Raw genomic sequence first — 20,525 nt, 5'->3', positions numbered from 1 at the left:
CGGTTGGAGGCGGTCCATCCCCACGTGCGTGGGGACTACGGGGTCCAGTCCATTGAGGACCTTAAGAAGCTTCGGTCCATCCCCACGTGCGTGGGGACTACCAGGACGTGACCGTGCCAGGTGCGCAACAGCTCCGGTCCATCCCCACGTGCGTGGGGACTACTCCGGTCCCCTCCTGGAAGCCATCGGCGTGGCCGGTCCATCCCCACGTGCGTGGGGACTACCTCGGGAAGGGGGGTGGTGGTACTGGAGGGGGCGGTCCATCCCCACGTGCGTGGGGACTACCCGTATCTCCCCAGCGGGAGCGTGGGCTGGCCAGGTCCATCCCCACGTGCGTGGGGACTACTCCGGGTCGTGGTGGACGCCCCCCAAATCCTCCGGTCCATCCCCACGTGCGTGGGGACTACTGACCGAGGACCCCATGGTGGACTACATCGGCGGTCCATCCCCACGTGCGTGGGGACTACAGCGCCGCTTCCGGGCCAGGGTGGTGGAGAGCGGTCCATCCCCACGTGCGTGGGGACTACTTGTGGGGGGCTTTCCCGCAAGCCACGAAAGCGGGTCCATCCCCACGTGCGTGGGGACTACTCCTGGGGGGTTGAACCCCGAACCCTTATTTAGGGTCCATCCCCACGTGCGTGGGGACTACTAGCTGAGTGGCTGCTCCCACGCCACAGATGGCGGTCCATCCCCACGTGCGTGGGGACTACGATGCCCAGTTTTGGGGTAGCTTTTGGTCCGGCGGTCCATCCCCACGTGCGTGGGGACTACCCCTAATAGGCCACATATGCTAACCCCCAGGGCGGTCCATCCCCACGTGCGTGGGGACTACTCGCCTTGGCCCTGGATCGGATGGCGGCTGAGGGGTCCATCCCCACGTGCGTGGGGACTACGCAGCCGTAGCTGGGCTGGTGGCCTATGGGTATGGTCCATCCCCACGTGCGTGGGGACTACGTGTGCTCTTTCTCCCGGGCGGCGTTCCGCGAGGGTCCATCCCCACGTGCGTGGGGACTACGGAAGGAGGTGAAGAATGCGTAAGTTGGTTGCTGGTCCATCCCCACGTGCGTGGGGACTACTAACCTTTTCTGCCACCGCAATCTATCTAGTCCGGTCCATCCCCACGTGCGTGGGGACTACTGAAACTTGGCGTTCTCCGGGATAGTCTTCCCGGGTCCATCCCCACGTGCGTGGGGACTACTCAGTGTGAGAATCGCTAGACGCCTTGGCATCGGGTCCATCCCCACGTGCGTGGGGACTACCTCTACCAGCGGTCCCTGGAAAACATTCGGGACGGTCCATCCCCACGTGCGTGGGGACTACTCACAAACGGGGCCCAAGCGGCCGCCGATTCCCGGTCCATCCCCACGTGCGTGGGGACTACCGGGTTCGTGGGAGGGGCTTGGGTGACCACGGTGGTCCATCCCCACGTGCGTGGGGACTACGGTGGCACGATGCTCAATAGAAGAGTGGTAAACGGTCCATCCCCACGTGCGTGGGGACTACGAGTACAGGGTGCCCTGCAGCCTGGGCTATCTGGGTCCATCCCCACGTGCGTGGGGACTACGCACCCCAAACTGGTAGGTCGTCGGCGGCGTGTGGTCCATCCCCACGTGCGTGGGGACTACTTGAGGCCGCCCTCCAGGGCCTGAAGGGGCGCTGGTCCATCCCCACGTGCGTGGGGACTACGCCTCATCAGAGGCGGCAATGGCGGCGGCGATGGTCCATCCCCACGTGCGTGGGGACTACACATGACCCAGACGGCAAAAATCCCGGCTTACCCCCCTTTATGTGTCTTTTGGGGAACCATTCCAGGAAGGTTTTCAAGGTCCACCGCGCCCGTGGTGCGTGGCCAGGAACCCGCGTGGCGCTGGCTTTAGCCTAGCACAGGCTTGGGTTTTCGGGAAGGCGCCCTGCCCTAGCGCCTTACTTCCCTGGCCAGAAGCCCCATGCTGAAGGCGATGAGCAGGAAGGCGATGAGCGCCTGGAGGGGGATAGGGAACTGGGGGATGTACTCCACGGTGCAGGGCACCGGAGGCTTGCAGGCCAGGGTGAAGAGGTTGGGGAACTTCTGTTGCATCAGGTGCAGGGTGCTGAGCCCACCCCCGATGAGGGAAAGGGTAAGGGCATAGGGCCACACCCGCAGGTCCTGCCGCCAGAGGGCCATGCCCAGCAGGACCGCCTGCGGGTACATGAAGATGCGCTGGTACCAGCAAAGCTCGCAGGGTAGGAAAAGCCGCACCTCGGAGTAGTAGAGGCTTCCCAAGGTGGCCACCAGGGCCACCACCCAGGCGAAGGCGAGAAGGAGCGTTCCCCGTTTCATCGCCCCAAGCATACCCCTAGACTGGGTTCTGTGAGGGCGGAGGAGCTTAAGGAAGGGGAGGACTTTTACTGGGAAGAGGGGCGGATGGTCTTCACCGAGGCCTACCACCGGAAGCGGGGCTACTGCTGCGGCTCGGGGTGCCGGCACTGCCCCTGGCGGCAAAAAGAGAGGCCCCCGGAGGAAGGGGGACCTGCAGGGCTCTGAGGGGGCTCAGGCCTCCAGCAGGGCCTCCACGAAAGCCTCGGGGTCAAAGGGCTGCAGGTCCTCAGGTCCTTCCCCCACCCCGATGAACTTGATGGGCACCTTCAGAGTGCGCACGATGGGGATAAGCACCCCGCCTTTGGCGGTGCCGTCCAGCTTGGTGACCACCACCCCCGTGAGGCCCACAGCCTCGTGGAAGCGCTTGGCCTGCTCCAGGCCGTTCTGGCCCGTGACGGCGTCCAGGACCAGCCACACCTCCTTCGGCTCCTCGGGGTCCGCCTTGGCGATGGCCCGCTTCACCTTCTTGAGCTCCTCCATGAGGTTGTGCTTGGTGTGGAGCCGGCCGGCGGTGTCCACGAAGAGGAGGTCCAGGCCCCGGGCCTTGCGGGCCTGGGCGGCATCGTAGGCCAAGGCGGCGGGGTCAGCCCCCTCAGGCCCCTGGAGGACGGGGATGCCCAGGCGCTTCCCCCACTCGGCAAGCTGGGCGCTTCCAGCGGCCCGGAAGGTGTCCCCCGCGCAGAACATGACCTTCTTGCCCAGGCCCTGGTAGTACCGGCCCAGCTTGGCGATGGTGGTGGTCTTGCCCACCCCGTTCACCCCCACCACCATCACCACCTGGCCCTTGGGCACCACCTCCTTGGGCTTTTGCGGGTTGAAGCCCAGTTTGCGCAGGGTGGCCCGGCGCTCGTCGGGCTCCAGCATGGCCACCAGCTTCTCCTTTACCGCCTCCTTGAGGTCCTTGCGCCCTGAGGCCCGCACCTCCTGGATGAGCTCCTCGGTGGCCGCTAGGCCCACATCGGCGGCAAGGAGGGCCATCTCCAGCTCCTCCAGCACCGCCTCGGGGTCGCCCCCCCAGGGGATGGCCTTGAGGAGGCGCTCCCGTGTCTTGGCCAGCCCGGTTTTCAGCCGTTCAAAGAAGCCCATCTAGCGGAAGTTCACCCCCAAAGTGAAGCGCCAGATCTTGGGGAAGTCGGCAAAGCCGTAGACGTAGGTACCCTCGGTGAAGAGGCCGGTGTAGCGGTCCAGAAGACCTTCTAGGCCCAGGGTGAAGCTCACGCCGAGGGTCAAGCGGGGCCCCACCACCCCTCCCAGCCCGCCGCCGAAGTAGGGGAGAAGCCCGGCCAGGCTGGGGTCGTACTGCCCCAGCTCGGGCTTGAAGAGGAGGGCGGCCTCGAGGGCCACCCCCGGGGTGGAAGGGGCCAGCTCGGCCAGGAGGCGGCCCGAGAGGTTCTGCCGCAGGCGGCTCTCCACCCCGGCGCCGAAGGTGAGGCCCAGGCCTTCCCCATACCCGAAGCGCATCTGGATGGCGCTTTGTGCGCTGGCCAGACCCAAAAGAAGCACGAGGGCGAAGACGAAGCGTTTCACGCTCCCCAGTATAACCCCGCTTGCGCACACCTTCACGAAAGGGCCAGGGCCCTCTCCAGCCGGGCCAGGACCCGCTTCCTGCCCAGGAGGGCCATGATTTCAAAAAGCCCCGGGGTCTCCAGGCTCCCGGTGAGGGCCGCCCGCAGGGGCTGGGCCACCTGGCCCAGCTTAAGCCCACGCTCGCCGGCAAAGCCCCGCAGGAGGGCATCCAGGGCGGTCTCGCTCCAGTCCGCCTGGGCCTCCAGGAGGGGTTTGAGCTCCATGAGGGTGGGAAGCCCCTCCTTTAGCTTGGTCAGGGCCTTCTCCGCCATGGGGTAGTCCTCGGTGAAGAGGTAGGGGGCCTTTTCCGGAAGCTCCTTGAGGGTGTCAAACCGGGGGCGCATGAGCTCCACCGCCCGTCGCAGGTAGGCCTCGTCCGGCCAGGAGAACCCCGCCGCCTGCAGGAAGGGCTTGGCCCTTTCTGCCACCTCCTCCAGGGGGAGGACCTCGCGGATGTATTTGCCGTTCATCCAGCGGAGCTTCTCCAGGTCAAAGACCGGCCCCCCCAGGGAGACCCGCTCCCAGGTGAAAGCCTCAATGAGCTCCTCCAAGGTAAAGATTTCCCGCCCATCCGGCATGGAAAAGCCCATGAGGGCCAGGTAGTTCCTCAGGGCCTCGGGGAGGAAGCCCTCCCCCTTGTACCACTCCAAGGAGGTGTGGCTTTTGCGCTTGCTAATCTTGGTCTTGTCGGGGTTGCGCAGAAGGGGCATGTGGTAGAACCTGGGCACCTCCCAGCCGAAGGCCCGGTAGAGGAGCACGTGGATGGGGGTGGAAACCAGCCACTCCTCGGCTCGGATTACGTCCGTGACCCCCATGAGGTGGTCGTCCACCACGTTGGCCAGGTGGTAGGTGGGGTAGCCATCGGACTTGAGGAGGACCACGTCGGGGATCTCGGCGTTGTCGTAGACCACCAGGCCCCGGAGCTCGTCTTTTACCTCCGTAGTGCCGGGACGGGGTACCTTCAGGCGGATCACGTGGGGTTCGCCCCGCCTGGCCCGCGCCTCGGCCTCCTCGGGGGGGATGTTGCGGGCGCGGCCGTCGTAGCCCCCCTTTTCCTTGCGGATTCTTTCCAGCTCCTCCGGGGTCTCGAAGGCCCGGTAGGCCCACCCCCGCCTGAGGAGTTCCTCGGCGTGCTTTTGGTAGAGGGGCAGGCGTTCCGACTGCCGGTAGGGGGCGTGGGGCCCGCCGATATCCGGCCCCTCGTCGTAGGAGATGCCGAGCCACTTCAAGGCGGCCAGGATGCGCTCCTCCGCCCCCGGCACATAGCGGGTGCGGTCGGTGTCCTCGATGCGCACCAGGAAGCGCCCCCCGTTCTTCCTGGCCCAGACGTAGTTGAAAAGGGCGATATACGCCGTCCCCACGTGGGGGTCCCCCGTGGGGCTTGGGGCGATGCGGGTCACCACCATACCTCGCCCATTATCTCACCCGGGACTAAAGGTTGGGGCTTAGGCTTTAGGGTAATGGACGGGGAGCTTCTGGCAGAAGGGTTGCGCAAGCGCTACGGCCCCAGGGAGGTGGTGCGGGGGGTGGACCTGAGCCTCAAGCGCGGGGAGATCGTGGCCCTCTTCGGCCCTAACGGGGCGGGGAAGACCACCACCTTCTACATGATGGTGGGCTTTATCCGTCCCACGGGGGGGCGGATCTTCCTTAAGGGACGGGAAATAAGCCAGCTTCCCATGTACCGCCGGGCCCGGCTGGGTTTGGGCTACCTGCCCCAGGAGCCTTCCGCCTTCCGCCGGATGACGGTGCTGGAGAACCTCCTGGCCGTCTTGGAGTTCCAGCCCCTTTCCCGGGCGGAGCGCCTGGAGAAGGCCAAGGCCCTTTTGGAGGAACTGGCCATCTACCACCTCAAGGACCAGATGGCCTACGCCCTTTCCGGTGGGGAAAGGAGGCGGCTTGAGATGGCGCGGGCCCTTTGCACCGACCCCGATTTCATCCTTCTGGACGAGCCCTTCACCGGGGTGGACCCCAAGAACGTGCGGGAGATCCAGAAGGTCATCGCCGAGCTCCGCGAGCGCCGTGGGGTGGGGGTCTTCATCACCGACCACGCGGTGCGGGAGACCCTGGCCATCACCGACCGGGTCTACGTGATGTACGACGGCCAGATCCTCTTCCACGGCGACCCGGAGACCTTCGCCCGCGACCAGGGGGTGCGGCGCCACTACCTGGGCGAGGACTACGAGCTTTAGGCCATGGCCTTCTGGAGCCTCCTGGCCCTCATCCTCCTCCTTTCGGCCCTGGTGGCCTACCTGGGGGACCGGGTGGCCAAGTGGGCGGGCAAGCGGCACTTCCGCTTCTTTGGCCTCAGGCCCCGGCAGACGGCTACCCTGGTGGCGGTGCTCACCGGGGTGGGGATCGCCCTTTTCAGCTACCTGGGGTTCCTCCTGGTGTTCCGGGAGGCCAGGGAGGTGATCCTCCAGGCCGAGGCCATCCGGCAGGAGCGGGACTTTCTGCGGGCCGAGCGCAAGGCCCTCCTCAAGACCAAGGAGGCCATGGAGGCCGAAGCTGCCAGGGCCCTGGCGGAGCTCAACGCCCTCAGGGCCCAGCGCCGGGAGCTTTCCCAGGCCCTGGAGCGGGCCGAGGCCCTGCGGCGCCGCCTCGAGGCCGAGGCCGAACGCCTGGCCGCCCAGGTGGGGGCCCTTCAGGGGGAGCGGCAGGCGCTCCTTCGGGAGAAGGCCGAGCTGGAGGCCGAGCGCCAGGCCCTTTCCCGGCTTCTTCGGGAGCGAACCAGCGCCCTTAGCCGCAAGACGGAAGAGCTGGAGGCCCTGGAGGCCCGTCTCCGTACCCTTCAGGAGGCGGTGGAGCGGGCGGCGGCGGAGAAGGAGCGGCTTTTGGGGGAGAAAAGACGCCTGGAGGGCGACCTGGCCCTGGTTTTGGCCCAGCTGGAAGACGCTCGGCGCCAGCGCCAGGCCCTCCTCCAGGAGGCGGAGTCCCTGAAGGCCAGCCTGGTGCAGGCGCAGAGGGACCTCCGCCAGGCGGAGGAGAGGGTGCGCGCCTTGCTCATGCAGGCGGAGGCCCTCCAGGGGGAGCGGGGCCAGCTGGCCCAGAGCCTGGTGCGCCTGAGCCAGGGCCTCTACCTGGGGGAGGTGCGCCTGCAGGCCGAGGAGGGGAAGGCGGTGCTGGAGCGGGTGGCGGAGCGGCGGGCCCTCCTCCAGGGCTTCCGGGGGGCGGAGCTCTTGAACGCCGCCTCCGGGCCGGGGCTTGCCGTGCTAGAGGGGGCGGGGTACCGGGAGGGGCGGCTTCTCGTTAAGGTGCGCTTCTACCCCGAGAGGAAGGTCTACCCCGCCGGGGAGGTGCTGGCCGCCAGGACCTTCCGCCTGGGGGCTCCTGCCCGCAACCAGGAGGCCCTCGAGGCCCTGGGGGAGGAGGTGCGCAGAAAGCTCCTGGAGGGGGGTTTCCCCCCCGAGTACGCCACCTTCCCCTCCCCCGAGGAGCTGGCCCGGGGTCTGGCCCTCCTCCAGGGGCGGAAGGGGGTGGTGCGGGTGGGGGTGGTGGCCGCCAAGGACCTATGGACGGTGGAGCGCCCCCTCCTCCTCTACGAGCTCCTGGGGGGGCCGCCGGGCCCGGAGGTACCGCTCCCGACCCGCCAGGTCCCGTAGGACCTCCACCCCCTGCCAGCCGGCTGCCCGTAGTTCCCCCGCCATGGCCCCCACGTTCTCTGGGGCCAGCTCCAAAAAGAGCCAGCCCCCCGGCCGCAGGGCCTCCCAGGCCTCCTTGGCCAGGGGCCGGGCCACGTCCAGCCCCTCCTGGCCCGCATAGAGGGCCAGGGGGCTTTCAAAGGAAAGCTCCTTGGGGGCCACCTGGCGGTAGGCCTCGGGCAGGTAGGGGGGGTTGGAGACCACCAGGTCCAGGTCCCTTAGCCCCCCGGTGAGGGGGGCCTTGAGGAAAGCCACCTCGAGGCCCAGCCGCCGGGCGTTTTCCCGGGCCAGGGCCAGGGCCTTCTCGTCTATGTCCGTGGCCCAAACCTCCGCCTGCGGGAGGTACTGCTTGAGGGCCAGGGCAATGGCCCCGCTGCCGGTGCCTACGTCCAGGACCCTGGGCCTTGGGGGCAGGGGAAGCTCCAGGGCCAGGGCCACCAGGCCCTCGGTCTCCGGCCGGGGGATGAGCACCCCCTCCCGTACCCTAAGGGGCAGGCCGAAGAACTCCACCTCCCCCAGGAGGTACTGCAGGGGGTAGCCGGAAAGCCGCCTTTCCAGCAGGTCCAGGGCCCGGGCCTCAGCCTCGGGCGGGGGCGCCTGGGAGAGCCTTAGGAGGAGTTCCTTGCGGGAAAGGCCTGTGGCCAGGGCCAGGAGGTCCAGGGCCTCCCCCTCGGGCAGGCCCGCCTCCCTAAGCGCTTCCCGTAGCCGATGGAGGAGCCTTATCACGGGGATAGACCACCACGTGCCGCTCCTCCCCTTCCCCCTGGCTTTCCGTGGTCACCTTGGGGTGGTTCTTGAGGAGCATGTGGACGATGCGCCGCTCTGAGGGACGCATGGGGGGCAGGTGGAGGGGCTCGCCGGTCATCTCCACGCTGAGGGCAGCCTCCTCGGCCAGCCTGCGGATCCTCTCCTCCTGGCGCTTGCGGTAGCCCGCCGCGTCCAGGACCACCCGGTACTCCCCGCCGAAGTGCTTGGCCAGCACCACCCCCGCCAGGTACTCCACCGCCTTGAGGGTGCGCCCCTCCTTGCCGATGAAGCGGCCCAGGTCCCCTCCCTTGACCTCGGCCTTGAGGAGGTTCCCCTCCTGGCGGATCTCCACGTGGTGGGCGGGGTCCAGGCGGAGGAGAAGGCCCACCAAAAACTCCTCCAGCGCCTCCTTGGGGCCTTTGGACCGCACCTCCTTGCCGGTCTCTTTGAGCTCCACCTCCACCGGGGCCTCCTCCAGGACCCCCAGGTCGGAGAGGAGGTCGTCAATGCTCTTCTTCCTCTCGTCCATGCCCCAAGTTTACGCCGCCACCGGCTTCAGGCTCTTGTTGATGAGCCACTGCTGGACCAGGCCGATGAGGTTGGAGAGCACCCAGTAGAGGGTGACCCCCGAGGGGAACTGCAGCACCAGGAAGATGAAGATGAGGTTCATGAAGAGGCTCTGGCGAATGAGGTCCTTGTTGCCGTGGGCGGAGAGCCAGGTGGAGAGGAAGGTGGTGGCCACGTAGAGGGCGGGCAGGAGGTAAAGGGGGTCGGGGAGGGCCAGGTCGGGGATCCAGAGCAGGCCCTGGCCGAACTCGTAGTTGGCGATCACCTTCCAGAGGATGAAGAGGATGGGCATCTGGATGAAAAGGGGCAGGCAGCCGGCGGCGGGGTTTACCTTATGCTCCTGATAGAGCTTCATGGTGGCCTCCGCCCGCTTGTTGGGGTCGTCCTTGTACTTCTCGTTGATCTTCTGGATGAGGGGCTGGAGGCGTTGCATCTCCGCCATGCTCTTGAACTGCTGGTGCATGAGGGGCCAAAGGAGGAGGCGCACCACCAGGGTCAGGAAGAGGATGGCCAGGCCCCAGCTACCCGTGTAGCGGAAGGCCACCTCCATGAGCCAGAGAAGCCCCAGGGAAAGCTGCCCCCAGATGTTGGGGGAAAAGAGGCCGGGAAGGGCGAGAAGGCCCTCCACGTGGAAGCGCACCAGCTCGTTCTGGCCCCCGTAGACCTTGAGGGTCTCCCCGGGAGCCAGGGTAAGGGTGGCCTCCTTGCCCACCAGCTTCCCCGAGAAGGGCTCCTGGGCGAAGGCCACCAGGGCATAGCCCGCCTTGGGCTTGGTCTGCCAGGCCAGGTAAACCAGCTGGCCCTCCCCGCTCGGGGTGGGTTCCGTTTGCCCTTGTAGGAGCACCTTGGGGCTTCCCTGGGCGGAAAGCCTCAGGGTGAGGGGGAAGTCGGCGCTGATCTGGACGGTGTACCGCCCCTTTTCGATGCGGTAGGTGAGGGTGCCCCCTTGGCCCTGGAAATGGGCCAGGAGGCGGCCATCCTCCACCCGGTACTCCGCTTTCTCCGGGGTAAAGCCCACCGGGGCCACCACGGGGCCGTTGCCGCTCAGGTTGGGGGCGCGGGTGTAGTCGTTGAAGGCCGTGCCCTTGTAGGTCTTCACGTACCAGCCCACCACCTGGCCCTTCTGGTCAAAGGCCAGGTCCATGAGGTTGGTGACGGCAATCTTCTCCGGCACCCCGTCCCCGTTTACGTCCTGGTCCTTGAAGCCCGCCTCGAGGGCCAGGGCGCTCAGGCCCAGCAGGAAAAGGAGGGGTAAAAGCCTCTTCATCGTGCCTCCTTGTGGGTCTTAACGGTTCTCCTGGGTGGGAAGACCAGGGGCACCGGGTCCAGTCCCCCGGGGTGCAGGGGATGGCATTTCAGGATGCGCCTGGCCGCCAGGTAGCTACCCCATAGGGCCCCGTGGCGCTCCAGGGCCTCGAGGGCGTAGGCGGAGCAGGTGGGGTGGAAACGGCAGGTCCTGGGTTTTAGAGGGGAGAGGAAGCGCCGATAGGCCTTAACCAAAAGGATCAACACGCCGCGCACGCCGCCTATTGTATCAGCCCACTCCGCTTCAGGGCCCGGGTGAGGTCCTGGAAGAGCTCGGCGTAGGTGGCCTCCCGGGCCTCGGGGCTGGCCACCACCATGAGGTGGGCCCTGGGCAGGTGGAGGCGGCGGAGGATTTCCCTCAGACGGCGCTTCACCCGGTTGCGCACCACCGCCTTACCCACCTTTTTGGAGACCACAATGCCCACCCGGAGCTCCGGGGCAGGAAGCCAGCGCACGCTCAAGTAGCGACCCCGCCCGGTCCGCCCCTTGCGCAGCCGCTGGAAGGCCCTATCCCCTTTTAGGGAAAGAAGCTTCCCCCCCGGGGTGGGGGGGCTGGGCTTTAGGCGTTCACCTTGGGGGTGAGGCGCCAGCGCCCCTTGAGGCGCCTCCGCTTCAGCACCTTCCTGCCGCCTGGGGTCTTCATGCGGGCCCGGAAGCCGTGGGTCTTGGCCCGCTTCCTCCGGTTGGGCTGCCAAGTTCTTTTCATCCATTTCCCTCCCTGGGGCCCTTGGCCCCCAATACCCTCAAGAGTGTAGCATAAAGGGGGCTGTACCAAGTCTAACGGTTTTTTACACCCGGGTAGCATAACGTTGACAATCCCGAGGCCACCCCCTTATACTTCCCGGCAAACAGTTGTTAGGGAGGAGCCCGTGTCCCAGCTTCGCGTGGAGAGCGTTACCCTCACCTTTGGCGGCGTGGCCGCCCTCTCGGCGGTCTCCCTTCGGGTGGAAAGGGGGGAGCTGGTCTCCGTCATCGGTCCCAACGGGGCGGGAAAGACCAGCCTACTCAACGTGGTCTCTGGTTTCTACCACCCCCAGCGAGGTCACATCTTCTTTGAAGGTCAGGAGATTACCCGGGCCAGTCCCCACGAGATCACCAAGCGGGGCATCGCCCGGGCCTTCCAGAACATAGAGCTCTTCTCCGGCCTTACGGTCCTGGAAAACCTCCTCCTGGCCCGCCACACCTACCTGGCCTACGGCCTGGCCCAGGCCGGGGTCTTTTACGGAAAGGCCCTGGGGAAGGAGGTGGAGAACCGCCGGGCCGTGGAGGAAATCATTGACTTCATGGAGCTGGAGCCCTACCGCAAGGCCCTGGTGGGCAACCTGCCCTATGGGGTAAGGAAGCGGGTGGAGGTGGCCAGGGCCCTTGCCCTCTCCCCCAAGCTCCTCCTCCTGGACGAGCCCATGGCGGGGATGACCCTGGAGGAGAAGGAGGACATGGTGCGCTTCATCCTGGAGATCCGCGCCCAGGGAACCACCGTGGTCCTCATTGAGCACGACCTGGGGGTGGTCATGGACATCTCCGACCGGGTCTACGTCCTGGACTTCGGCCAGGTGATCGCCGAGGGGCCACCCGAGGAGGTGGCCCAAAACCGCCGGGTCCAGGAGGCCTACCTGGGGGTGGAAGCGTGAAGGCCCTGAGGCCCTCCTACGAGATGAAGCGGTACACCCTCCCCCAGCTCCTGCGCCTGCGCGCCCTGGAGGAGGGGGAACGGGTGGCCTTGCGGGAGAAGGACTTCGGCATCTGGAACGAGATCACCTACGCCGAGTACTACGAGAAGGTTCTCCTCTTCGCCCACGGCCTGCTCTCCTTGGGCTTTGAACCCGGGGAGAGGCTGGCCATCATCGCCGACAACATCCCCGAGTGGCTCTACGCTGAGCTGGGTACCCAGGCGGTGCGGGGCATCAGCGTGGGCATCTACCAGAGCAGCCTGCCCCCGGAGATCGCCTACATGCTCACCTACACCGGGGCCAGCGTGGTCCTGGCCGAGGACCAGGAGCAGGTGGACAAGCTCTACGAGATCCGCAGCGAAATCCCCCACGTTCGCTACGTCATCTACGAGGACCCCAAGGGGATGCGGGGCTACCGGGACCCCTGGCTCCTGTCCTTTGCCGAGGTTCTGGAACGGGGCCGGGAGAACCGCCAGAAGCATCCGGACGCCGTGGAGAAGCTCCTCCTCTCCGCCAGTCCCGAGGACATCTGCCACCTCTCCTCCACCTCCGGCACCACCGGCCGTCCCAAGGCGGCCATGCTCCGCCACCGCAACCTGATCCACATGGGGGTGGCCCTGCAGGAAGTGGACCCCCTCTTGCCCACGGACGACTACCTCTCCTTCCTCCCCCTGGCCTGGATCGGGGAGCAGATGATGTCCGTGGCCATGGCCCTCACCGGCGGGTTCGCCGTCAACTTCCCCGAGGCGGTGGAGACCGCCATGCAGGACCTCAAGGAGATCGGCCCCCACGTGATGTTCAGCCCGCCCAGGGTCTGGGAGAGCATCCAGAGCAGCATCTGGGTGCGCATGTCGGAAAGCTACGCCTTCAACCGCTGGGTCTATGAGCGCCTCCTTAAGGTGGGCTACCGGGCGGCGGAGTACCGCATGCGGGGCAAGCCCATGCCCCTGGGGCTCCGTTTGGCCTATGGGCTTGCCGAATGGGTACTCTTCCGGCCCTTGCGCGACCAGCTGGGCTTTTTGCGCCTGCGCCGGGCCTACACCGGGGGGGCCGCCTTGGGTCCCGATGTCTTCCGCTTCTTCCACGCCATCGGGGTGAACCTGAAGCAGATCTACGGCCAGACGGAGATCATCGGCATCGCCTTCGCCCACCGGGATGGGGACGTGCGCCACGACACCGTGGGCCTGCCCATCCCCGGCACGGAGGTGCGCATCAGCGAGGAGGGGGAGATCCTCTGCCGCTCGGATGCCGTGTGCGCCGGCTACTGGGAGCGTCCCGAGGCCACGGCGGAGACCTTCCGGGACGGCTGGCTCCATACGGGGGATGCTGGCTACCTCACGGAGGACGGTCATCTGGTGGTCATTGACCGCCTCTCCGACGTGATGCGCACCGAGAAGGGCACCGTCTTCAGCCCCCAGTTCGTGGAGAACAAGCTGAAGTTCTCCCCCTACATCAAGGAGGCGGTGGTCTTTGGCGACCGTAAGCCCTTCCTGGCGGCCTTCCTCAACATAGACCCCCAGACGGTGGGTAAGTGGGCTGAGGACCGGGGCCTGGCCTACACCACCTACCTGGACCTTTCCCTGAAGCCTGAGGTGGCCGATCTGGTGCGCAAAGAGGTGGAGCGGGTGAACGCCGAGCTTCCCGAGGAGCTAAGGCTGAGGCGCTTCGTCCTCCTCTACAAGCTCCTGGATGCCGACGATGAGGAGCTCACCCGCACGGGCAAAGTGCGGCGGGGTCTCATCGCCAAGAAGTATGCCCCCCTGGTGGAGGCCCTCTACTCGGGGGCCAAGGAGGTGGAGGTGGAAGCGGAGTACCGGTACCAGGACGGCACCGTCCAGCGGGTGCGGGCCAAGGTTCCCGTGCTGGACCTCAAGGAGGAGGTGATGGCATGAGCTTCCTCTTGGAACTCCTGGTTTCCGGGGTGGTGCTGGGCCTCATCTACGGCCTGGTGGCCCTGGGCTTTGTCCTCATCTACAAGGCCAGCCGCGTGGTGAACTTCGCCCAAGGGGAACTCCTGGCCATGGGGGCCTTCTCCGCCCACTTCTTTTTGGTGGTCCTGAAGCTTCCCGTGGTGCTGGCCTTCCTCCTGGCCCTGGGATTCACCGCTTTGGTGGGCTATCTGCTGGAGCGGGTTTTCCTGAAGCGCCTGGTGGGCCAGCCCATCATCTCCGTCATTATGGCCACCATCGGCTTGGCCTTCTTCCTGGACGGGCTTTTGCATCTCACTCCCTACGGGGCGGGTAGCTATGGCTACCCTACCTTCCTGCCCGAGGGGGGGGTGGCCTTCCTAGGGGCCCGCATCTCCTACGCCCAGCTCCTGGCCCTTTTCCTCACCCTGGCCTTCCTCTTCCTCTTCAGCTGGTTTTTCCAGCGCTCCACCCTGGGGGTGGCCATGCGTTCCGTGGCCGATGACCAGATGGCGGCCATGAGCCTGGGGGTCTCCGTAGCCAAGGTCTTCGCCCTGGCCTGGGCGGCCGCGGGCCTGGCGGCGGCCGCGGGCGGGGTGATGGTGGGCACCATCTCCGGCCTGAACTTTGACGGCCTGGTGCACATCGGCCTTCGGGTCTTCCCCGTGGTCATCCTGGGAGGGTTGGACTCCATCCCGGGGGCGGTGGTGGCGGGGATCCTCATCGGCGTCCTGGAGAACCTGGCGGCGGGCTTCCTGGACCCCTACATCCCCGGGGGGGGTACTCGGGACGTTTTCCCCTTCCTCGCGCTCCTGCTGGTCCTTTGGTTTAAGCCCCACGGTCTCTTCGGCACGGAGGAGATAGAGCGCGTATGAGAAACCCTTGGGCCCAGACCGGAAACTACCGCACGAGCTACCGGCAGGACACCAGCATTTTTGCCACGCACCGGGAGCTGGTCTCCCTCCTCCTCTTCCTGGGGTTTCTCCTGGTGTTGCCCCAGTTCCTCTCTCGCACCCAGGTCTTTATCCTGGACCTGATCCTGGTCTACAGCGTGGCCGTGCTGGGGCTCAACATCACCACCGGGTACGCCGGCCTCATCAACATCGGCCAGGCGGCCTTCATGGGGGTGGGAGCTTATACGGCCGCTCTCCTGGCTCCCCAGGGTCTTCCCTTCTGGTTGGTCATCCCCTTGGGGGGACTGGTGGCGGCCTTTTTCGGCTTCCTGGTGGGCATCCCCAGCCTCCGGGTTAAGCACCTCTATCTGGCCATGGCCACTCTGGCCTTCCAGGTGGTCTTTGAATGGGCGGTGGGGCACATGCCCCTTCTGAAGCAGGGGGGGGCCATGGACATGCCTCGGGCGAGCTTTTTCGGCTACGAGGCGGGCTTCCGCAACCACTTCCACTTCTGGTACTACGCAAGCCTCTTCACCCTAGTCCTCCTGGCCCTCTTCTTCCGCAACCTCCTGCGCACCCGTTATGGACGGGCCCTGGTGGCGGTACGGGACAACGACCGGGCCGCGGACGCCATGGGCATGGACCCGGGGCGGACCAAGCTCTTTGCCTTTGCCTTGGGGGCTTTTTACGCCGGAGTGGCGGGGGTGCTCTACGCCTACCTGTCCCGGGCGGTGGTCATTGAGGACTACGTGTTTGCCCACTCGGTGAAGTACCTGGCCATGGCCATCGTGGGGGGGCTGGGTACCCTGGTGGGCAGTTTCCTCGGGCCTCTTTTCCTGGTGCTCCTGGACGTGAACATGGAGTCCCTTTCCAACCTGATCAAGGCCCTGGGGTTCAGCGTGGCGGGGGTGGACGTGGCCAGCGCCCTCCGCCCTCTGGCCTTCGGCCTCATCATTGTCCTCTTCCTCATGTTTGAGCCCCGGGGGCTTTACAACTGGTGGCGCCTGGTGCGGAGCTACTTCCGTACCTGGCCCTTCAAGTACTAGGTAACCCCCCTTAGGGGTTGGGAATGGAGGGAGGAGCATGAAAAAGGTGTTGGTAGGACTGATGGCGGCGTTGGGGCTGGCCTTGGGCCAGCAGCAGGTGACCCTCTTCTGGTCGGGGGCCATCACCGGGCCCACCTCGGAGACCGGGGCCCCCTACGGAGCGGGGATTGAGGACTACTGCCGGCACATGGTCCGGAGCATCCCGGGGGTGGTCCTGAACTGCGTGGTGCGGGACGACCGCTACGATAACGCCACCACGCAGCGCCTCTTTGAGGAGGCGGTGGACCGCTTCAAGATCCCCATCTACCTGGGCTACAGCACCGGGGGGATGCTGCAGATGAAGGCCCTGGTCCAGGAGCTGAAGATTGTCACCATGCCGGCCTCCAACCACGTGGGCCTCATTGACCCGCCCAACGGGGACTACTTCTTCATCCCCGTTTCCACCTACTCCGAGCAGGTGGTGGCCCTCCTGGAGTACGTGGCCAAGCAGAAGAAGGGGGCCAAGGTGGCCCTGGTGGTCCACCCCTCCCCCTTCGGGCGTGCCCCCGTGGAGGATGCCCGCAAGGCGGCCCAGCGTCTGGGCCTCCAGATCGTGGACGTGCAGGAGGTGGGTGGCGGCAACCTGGACAACACCGCCCTCCTCCGGCGCTTTGAGGCGGCGGGAGTGGAGTTCGTGGTGCACCAGAACGTGGCCGGCCCCGTGGCCAACATCCTCAAGGACACCCGGCGTCTGGGGCTTTCCGGGAAGATGCGCCACCTGGGGGCGGTGTACACCGGCGGGGTGGACCTCATCAGCCTGGCAGGGGAGGCGGCGGAGGGCTTCCTCTGGGCCAGCCCCTACTACACCCCCCAGGAGGACACCCCGGGCATCCGGCTGCAGAAGGAGCTGGTCTCCCGCTTCGGGCGGCCGGCCAGCTACGCGGAGAACCACAACTACACCGCGGGCATGCTGGCGGCGGCCATCGCCGTTGAGGCCATCAAGCGGGCCCAGGAGCGCTTCAAGCGGGTGACCAATGAGACCGTTTACCAGGCCATCGTGGGCATGAACGGGCCCAACGCTTTCAGGCCGGGCCTGGCGGTCTCTACCAAGCAGGGCATTGAGGTAGACTTCACCAAGAGTGAGCGCACCGGGGCGGAGGGGCTCAGGATCCTCGAGGTCAAGGGAGGACGCTTCGTGCCCATCACCGAGCCCTTCACCTCCCTCCTCTTCCGCCAGGTGCACTACGGCCAGTAGCCCCTAGCCGGCCCGGGGGGGCCTCCTCCCGGGCCTTCCTTTACCGCCATGGACCTGAACCCCACGCGTCCTGAGGACTTGGGCCCCATCCTGCTCCTGGTCAACAACATTGAGGTGGTCTACCACGACATCATCCAGGTGCTCCGCGGCGTCTCCCTGAAGGTGCCCGAGGGGCGCATCACCGCCCTCCTGGGCCCTAACGGGGCGGGGAAGACCACCACGCTCCGGGCCATCTCCGGCCTCCTCATCCCCGAAGACGGGGAGGTGGTCCGGGGGGAGATCCTTTACCGGGGCGAGCCCATCCACGGCCGCCCTCCCGAGGAGATCGTGCGCCTGGGCATCGTGCAGGTGCTGGAGGGCCGGCGGGTCTTCAAGCATCTCACCGTGGAGGAGAACCTGCGGGTAGGCACCCTCACCCGCAAGGAAGTCCACCTCAAGGAGGAGCTGGAGCGCATCTACCACTACTTCCCCCGGCTGGCCGACCTGCGGCACCGCCTGGCGGGGTACTGCTCCGGAGGGGAGCAGCAGATGATCGCCATCGGCCGGGCCCTCTTGGCCAAGCCCCGCCTCCTCCTTCTGGACGAGCCTTCCCTGGGTCTGGCCCCTCTTTTGGTGCGGGAGATCTTTGACATCGTGGCCCGGGTGAACGCCGAGGAGGGGGTGACGGTGCTGGTGGTGGAGCAGAACGCCCGGGTGGCCCTTTCCATCGCCCACTACGGCTACATCATGGAAACGGGGCGCATCGTCCTGGAGGGAGACCGGGACTACCTCCTGGAAAACCCCGACGTGCAGGAGTTCTACCTGGGGGTGGCCAAGGGGGGTGGGCGGAAGAGCTTCAAGGAGGTCAAGGCCTACAAGCGCCGGAAGCGCTTCATGTAGGCCCCGACCCCCTTGGCCCTCAGTGGGGGGTGAGCCCCCCGTCCACGCACAGGGTCTGGCCGGTGATGTAGCCGGCGGCCTCGGAGACCAAAAAGGCCACGGCCTCGGCCACCTCCTCGGGCTGGCCGAAGCGCCCAGCGGGGATGGACTTGAGGTAGGCCTCCTTCACCTCGGGGGGGAGTTTCTCCGTCATCTCCGTCTGGATGAAGCCGGGGGCCACGGCGTTCACCGTGATGCCCCGGCCGGCGTACTCCTTGGCCACCGCCCGGGTGAAGCCGATGAGCCCGGCCTTGGAGGCCACGTAGTTGGCCTGGCCGGGGTTGCCCAGGAGGCCCACCACGCTGGTGATGTTCACGATGCGGCCGAAGCGGGCCTTCATCATCAGCTTGATGGCCTCCCGGGTGGTGCGGAAGGCGGCGGAGAGGTTGGCCTCGAGGACCACCTCCCAGTCCTCGTCCTTCATGCGCACCAAAAGGGTGTCCCGGGTGATGCCGGCGTTGTTCACCAGGGTGTCCAGCCCGCCCAGCACCTCGGCCGCCTGGTGGACCAAGAGGGTGGCGGCCTCCGCCTCCAGCAGGTTGGCCCCCAGGAGGGCCACCAGGGGGCTACCCAGCCTCCTGGCCTCCTCGGCCACCGCCTCGGCCTTTTCCCGGTTCTGGCCGTAGTGGATGGCCAGGGCAAAGCCTTCCCGGGCAAGCCTTAAGGCGATGGCCCGGCCGATGCCGCGGCTGGCTCCGGTGACTAGGGCTTTACGCATTCTCCACCTCCAGGGCGTGCTTCAGGCTTTCGGGGTCGGTGACGCTCTGGACCTGGGCGCCGGGGAGGGTCCGGGCCACCAGGCCCTTCAGCACCTCCCCGCTGCCGAACTCCAGAAAGCGCCTCACCCCCCTCCCTTCCATGTCCAAAAGGGTCTCCACCCAGCGCACGGGGCTGGTGATCTGCTTTAGGAGAAGCTCCCGGATTCTTTCCGGGTCCTCCTCGGGCCTGGCGGTCACGTTGCTGTAGACGGGGAAGCGGGGCCGCCTGAGGGCTACTTCCGCCAGGTCCTGGGCCAGGCGCTTTTGCGCGGGGGCCATCAGGGAGGAGTGGAAGGGGGCGGAGACGGGCAGGAAGACGATGCGGGCCCGTTTTTCCCTAAGCCGTTCGGCCGCCTTCTCCACCGCCTCTTTGCGCCCGGAAAGCACCGTCTGTTCGGGGGCGTTGAGGTTGGCCACCTCCACCCCCTCAAGCCCTTCCAAGGCCCTTTGGATTTCCCCCAGGGGAAGCTTCAGCACCGCGGCCATGGCCCCTTCCCCCGGGGGCACGGCCTCTTGCATGTACCTTCCCCGCAGGCGCACAAGCCTTAAGGCGTCCTCCAGTTCCAGGGTGCCCGCGGCCACGTGGGCGGTCCACTCCCCCAGGGAGTGCCCCGCGGCCAAAAGGGGTTCCTTCCCCCCTGCCGCCAGGAAGGCCCGGTAGGCGGCGTAGCCCACCGCCAGGAGGGCGGGCTGTTGGTTTTCCGTGAGGGTGAGGGCCTCCTCGGGGCCCTCCCACATCACCCGAAGGAGGCCAGGGAGCGTGGCCTCGGCCCGCTCCAGCACTTCCTTGGCCGCGGGGAAAGCCTCGTAAAGAGCCCGGCCCATCCCCACCCGCTGGGAGCCTTGGCCCGGGAAAAGGGCGGCGTACATCAGGCCCCTCCCCAGGTGAGGACCGCCGCGGCCCAGGTGAGCCCGGCGCCAAAGGAAACCAGGAGCACGTGGTCCCCCTCCTGGATGCGCCCCTCGTCCACCGCCTCCTTGAGGGCCAGGGGGATGGAGGCGGTGGAGGTGTTGCCGAAGCGGTCCACGTTCACCACCACCCGCTCCCAGGGGAGGCCCAGGCGCTCCCGGGCGGCGTCAATGATGCGCAGGTTGGCCTGGTGGGGGACAAAGGCCTTGATGTCCTCGGGGTGCAGGCCTGCCTTCTCTATGGCCTCGAGGGTGGCGGTGTTCATCACCCGCACGGCGAACTTGAAGACCTCCCGCCCGTTCATGTAGAGGCGGTTGCGCATGGAGGTGCCGTCGGGAAGCCGCGGGGCCACGCAGGCGTGGTAGAGCTCCTTGGCTCCGCTCCCATCCGCCCCCAGCACGAAGGAGCGGAAGCCAAACCCCTCCCGCACCCTTCCCACCACCGCCGCTCCGCCCCCGTCCCCGAAGAGCACGGCGGTGGAGCGGTCGTTCCAGTCCAGGATCTTGGAGAGGGCCTCCGCCCCCACCACCAGCACCTTGCGGGCCAGGCCCGCCTCCACCAGGGCGTGGGCCTGGGCCAGGCCGTAGAGCCAGCCCGGGCAGCCCGCCAGGAGGTCGTAGGCGAAGGCTTGAAGGCCAAAGCGGGCCTGCACCAGGGCGGCGGTGTCGGGGAAAAGGGCGTCTGGGGTGTTGGTGGCCACGATCACCCCGTCCACCCCCTCGAGGGCCCCCGGGTGCCGGGCCAGGAGGTCCTCCACCGCGCGGAAGGCCAGGTCCGAGGTGTACTCGTCCTCCGCGGCGATGCGCCTTTCCCGGATCCCGGTGCGGGTCACGATCCACTCGTCGGAGGTGTCCAGGTAGGCCTCAAACTCCTCGTTGCGCATGACCCTCTGCGGGGCGTAAGCCCCCAGGGCCAGGATGCCGCTCATGCCTGACCTCCTGTCATGGGCCCCACTATACCCAGTGGGCATGAAAAAAGTTGAGGCCCCGGGGGCCGGGGCCAGGGAG

At 66.9% G+C, this 20,525-nt stretch carries 22 protein-coding genes and 1 CRISPR repeat array; of the genes, 9 read left to right on the top strand and 13 right to left on the bottom strand.

What is annotated here, in order from left to right; genetic code table 11:
* Window positions 1-11 precede the first annotated feature (11 nt).
* Window positions 12-1,746: a CRISPR direct-repeat array (repeat unit 28 nt; unit sequence GGTCCATCCCCACGTGCGTGGGGACTAC).
* Between the two features lie 169 nt (window positions 1,747-1,915).
* Complete coding sequence (locus tag B128_RS0108225) at window positions 1,916-2,320, bottom strand: disulfide oxidoreductase (RefSeq protein ID WP_018111800.1); 405 nt, start codon at window positions 2,318-2,320, stop codon at window positions 1,916-1,918.
* A gap of 30 nt (window positions 2,321-2,350) precedes the next feature.
* Here B128_RS0108225 and B128_RS12960 point away from each other — a divergent pair, with 30 nt between their 5' ends.
* A complete protein-coding gene (locus B128_RS12960) occupies window positions 2,351-2,524 on the top strand; it encodes a C1orf53 family protein (RefSeq protein ID WP_018111799.1) in 174 nt (57 codons plus the stop codon).
* Window positions 2,525-2,530: 6 nt separating this feature from the next.
* Here B128_RS12960 and ftsY read toward each other — a convergent pair whose 3' ends face one another.
* Genes ftsY through gltX form a run of 3 tightly spaced genes read right to left on the bottom strand, consistent with a single transcriptional unit; the run spans window position 2,531 to window position 5,331 of the window.
* Window positions 2,531-3,445 (bottom strand): signal recognition particle-docking protein FtsY, encoded by a 915-nt coding sequence (ftsY, locus tag B128_RS0108215; protein ID WP_018111798.1) that lies wholly within the window; start codon window positions 3,443-3,445, stop codon window positions 2,531-2,533.
* Window positions 3,446-3,886 (bottom strand): hypothetical protein, encoded by a 441-nt coding sequence (locus tag B128_RS0108210; protein WP_018111797.1) that lies wholly within the window; start codon window positions 3,884-3,886, stop codon window positions 3,446-3,448. It abuts the gene before it with no gap.
* 32 nt (window positions 3,887-3,918) lie between these two features.
* Window positions 3,919-5,331 (bottom strand): glutamate--tRNA ligase, encoded by a 1,413-nt coding sequence (gltX, locus tag B128_RS0108205; protein ID WP_018111796.1) that lies wholly within the window; start codon window positions 5,329-5,331, stop codon window positions 3,919-3,921.
* Window positions 5,332-5,385: 54 nt separating this feature from the next.
* Here gltX and lptB point away from each other — a divergent pair, with 54 nt between their 5' ends.
* Window positions 5,386-6,114 (top strand): LPS export ABC transporter ATP-binding protein, encoded by a 729-nt coding sequence (gene lptB / locus B128_RS0108200; RefSeq protein WP_018111795.1) that lies wholly within the window; start codon window positions 5,386-5,388, stop codon window positions 6,112-6,114.
* 3 nt (window positions 6,115-6,117) lie between these two features.
* Window positions 6,118-7,524, top strand: a complete 1,407-nt coding sequence (locus tag B128_RS0108195; protein WP_018111794.1) for a DUF3084 domain-containing protein — start codon at window positions 6,118-6,120, stop codon at window positions 7,522-7,524.
* Here B128_RS0108195 and prmC read toward each other — a convergent pair.
* From prmC to rpmH, 6 genes are all read right to left on the bottom strand, one after another.
* A complete protein-coding gene (prmC, locus tag B128_RS12315) occupies window positions 7,432-8,289 on the bottom strand; it encodes a peptide chain release factor N(5)-glutamine methyltransferase (RefSeq protein WP_018111793.1) in 858 nt (285 codons plus the stop codon). The genes B128_RS0108195 and prmC overlap by 93 nt on opposite strands.
* Window positions 8,252-8,839 (bottom strand): Jag family protein, encoded by a 588-nt coding sequence (locus tag B128_RS0108185; RefSeq protein ID WP_018111792.1) that lies wholly within the window; start codon window positions 8,837-8,839, stop codon window positions 8,252-8,254. The genes prmC and B128_RS0108185 overlap by 38 nt, the downstream gene beginning before the upstream one ends.
* A 9-nt stretch (window positions 8,840-8,848) precedes the next feature.
* Complete coding sequence (locus tag B128_RS0108180; protein ID WP_018111791.1) at window positions 8,849-10,144, bottom strand: YidC/Oxa1 family membrane protein insertase; 1,296 nt, start codon at window positions 10,142-10,144, stop codon at window positions 8,849-8,851.
* Window positions 10,141-10,398, bottom strand: a complete 258-nt coding sequence (yidD, locus tag B128_RS0108175; protein ID WP_026175128.1) for a membrane protein insertion efficiency factor YidD — start codon at window positions 10,396-10,398, stop codon at window positions 10,141-10,143. Before yidD ends, B128_RS0108180 begins: the two co-directional genes overlap by 4 nt.
* A gap of 5 nt (window positions 10,399-10,403) precedes the next feature.
* Window positions 10,404-10,676 carry a ribonuclease P protein component gene (gene rnpA, locus B128_RS0108170; protein ID WP_245537232.1) on the bottom strand — a complete coding sequence of 91 codons (273 nt, stop codon included), beginning with the start codon at window positions 10,674-10,676 and terminating at the stop codon, window positions 10,404-10,406.
* A gap of 65 nt (window positions 10,677-10,741) precedes the next feature.
* Window positions 10,742-10,888 (bottom strand): 50S ribosomal protein L34, encoded by a 147-nt coding sequence (gene rpmH, locus B128_RS0108165; protein ID WP_018111788.1) that lies wholly within the window; start codon window positions 10,886-10,888, stop codon window positions 10,742-10,744.
* A gap of 163 nt (window positions 10,889-11,051) precedes the next feature.
* Here rpmH and B128_RS0108160 point away from each other — a divergent pair, with 163 nt between their 5' ends.
* Genes B128_RS0108160 through B128_RS0108135 form a run of 6 tightly spaced genes read left to right on the top strand, consistent with a single transcriptional unit; the run spans window position 11,052 to window position 17,811 of the window.
* The gene (locus B128_RS0108160) at window positions 11,052-11,813 is read left to right on the top strand and encodes an ABC transporter ATP-binding protein (protein ID WP_018111787.1); all 762 of its coding nucleotides are present in this window, start codon (window positions 11,052-11,054) and stop codon (window positions 11,811-11,813) included.
* On the top strand, window positions 11,810-13,744 hold the full coding sequence (locus B128_RS0108155; RefSeq protein ID WP_018111786.1) for a long-chain fatty acid--CoA ligase: 1,935 nt from the start codon (window positions 11,810-11,812) through the stop codon (window positions 13,742-13,744). The genes B128_RS0108160 and B128_RS0108155 overlap by 4 nt, the downstream gene beginning before the upstream one ends.
* On the top strand, window positions 13,741-14,634 hold the full coding sequence (locus B128_RS0108150; RefSeq protein WP_018111785.1) for a branched-chain amino acid ABC transporter permease: 894 nt from the start codon (window positions 13,741-13,743) through the stop codon (window positions 14,632-14,634). Before B128_RS0108155 ends, B128_RS0108150 begins: the two co-directional genes overlap by 4 nt.
* Complete coding sequence (locus tag B128_RS0108145; RefSeq protein ID WP_018111784.1) at window positions 14,631-15,698, top strand: branched-chain amino acid ABC transporter permease; 1,068 nt, start codon at window positions 14,631-14,633, stop codon at window positions 15,696-15,698. The genes B128_RS0108150 and B128_RS0108145 overlap by 4 nt, the downstream gene beginning before the upstream one ends.
* A 37-nt stretch (window positions 15,699-15,735) precedes the next feature.
* On the top strand, window positions 15,736-16,932 hold the full coding sequence (locus B128_RS0108140; RefSeq protein WP_018111783.1) for an ABC transporter substrate-binding protein: 1,197 nt from the start codon (window positions 15,736-15,738) through the stop codon (window positions 16,930-16,932).
* A 48-nt stretch (window positions 16,933-16,980) separates the two neighbouring features.
* On the top strand, window positions 16,981-17,811 hold the full coding sequence (locus B128_RS0108135; RefSeq protein ID WP_018111782.1) for an ABC transporter ATP-binding protein: 831 nt from the start codon (window positions 16,981-16,983) through the stop codon (window positions 17,809-17,811).
* A 19-nt stretch (window positions 17,812-17,830) separates the two neighbouring features.
* Here B128_RS0108135 and fabG read toward each other — a convergent pair whose 3' ends face one another.
* The 3 genes from fabG to B128_RS0108120 are packed head-to-tail and all read right to left on the bottom strand — an operon-like array spanning window position 17,831 to window position 20,446.
* Window positions 17,831-18,568: a 3-oxoacyl-[acyl-carrier-protein] reductase gene (gene fabG / locus B128_RS0108130; RefSeq protein WP_018111781.1), complete on the bottom strand. Its 738-nt coding sequence runs from the start codon at window positions 18,566-18,568 to the stop codon at window positions 17,831-17,833.
* The gene (gene fabD / locus B128_RS0108125) at window positions 18,561-19,478 is read right to left on the bottom strand and encodes an ACP S-malonyltransferase (protein WP_018111780.1); all 918 of its coding nucleotides are present in this window, start codon (window positions 19,476-19,478) and stop codon (window positions 18,561-18,563) included. The genes fabG and fabD overlap by 8 nt, the downstream gene beginning before the upstream one ends.
* Window positions 19,478-20,446, bottom strand: a complete 969-nt coding sequence (locus tag B128_RS0108120; protein ID WP_018111779.1) for a beta-ketoacyl-ACP synthase III — start codon at window positions 20,444-20,446, stop codon at window positions 19,478-19,480. Before B128_RS0108120 ends, fabD begins: the two co-directional genes overlap by 1 nt.
* Between the last annotated feature and the right edge of the window lie 79 nt (window positions 20,447-20,525).

Origin of the sequence: Thermus igniterrae ATCC 700962 (assembly GCF_000376265.1) — a bacterium.
Taxonomy (GTDB): domain Bacteria; phylum Deinococcota; class Deinococci; order Deinococcales; family Thermaceae; genus Thermus; species Thermus igniterrae.
The sequence above is the reverse complement of the archived record's forward strand: the minus strand, read 5'-3'. Positions and strand labels throughout refer to the sequence as shown.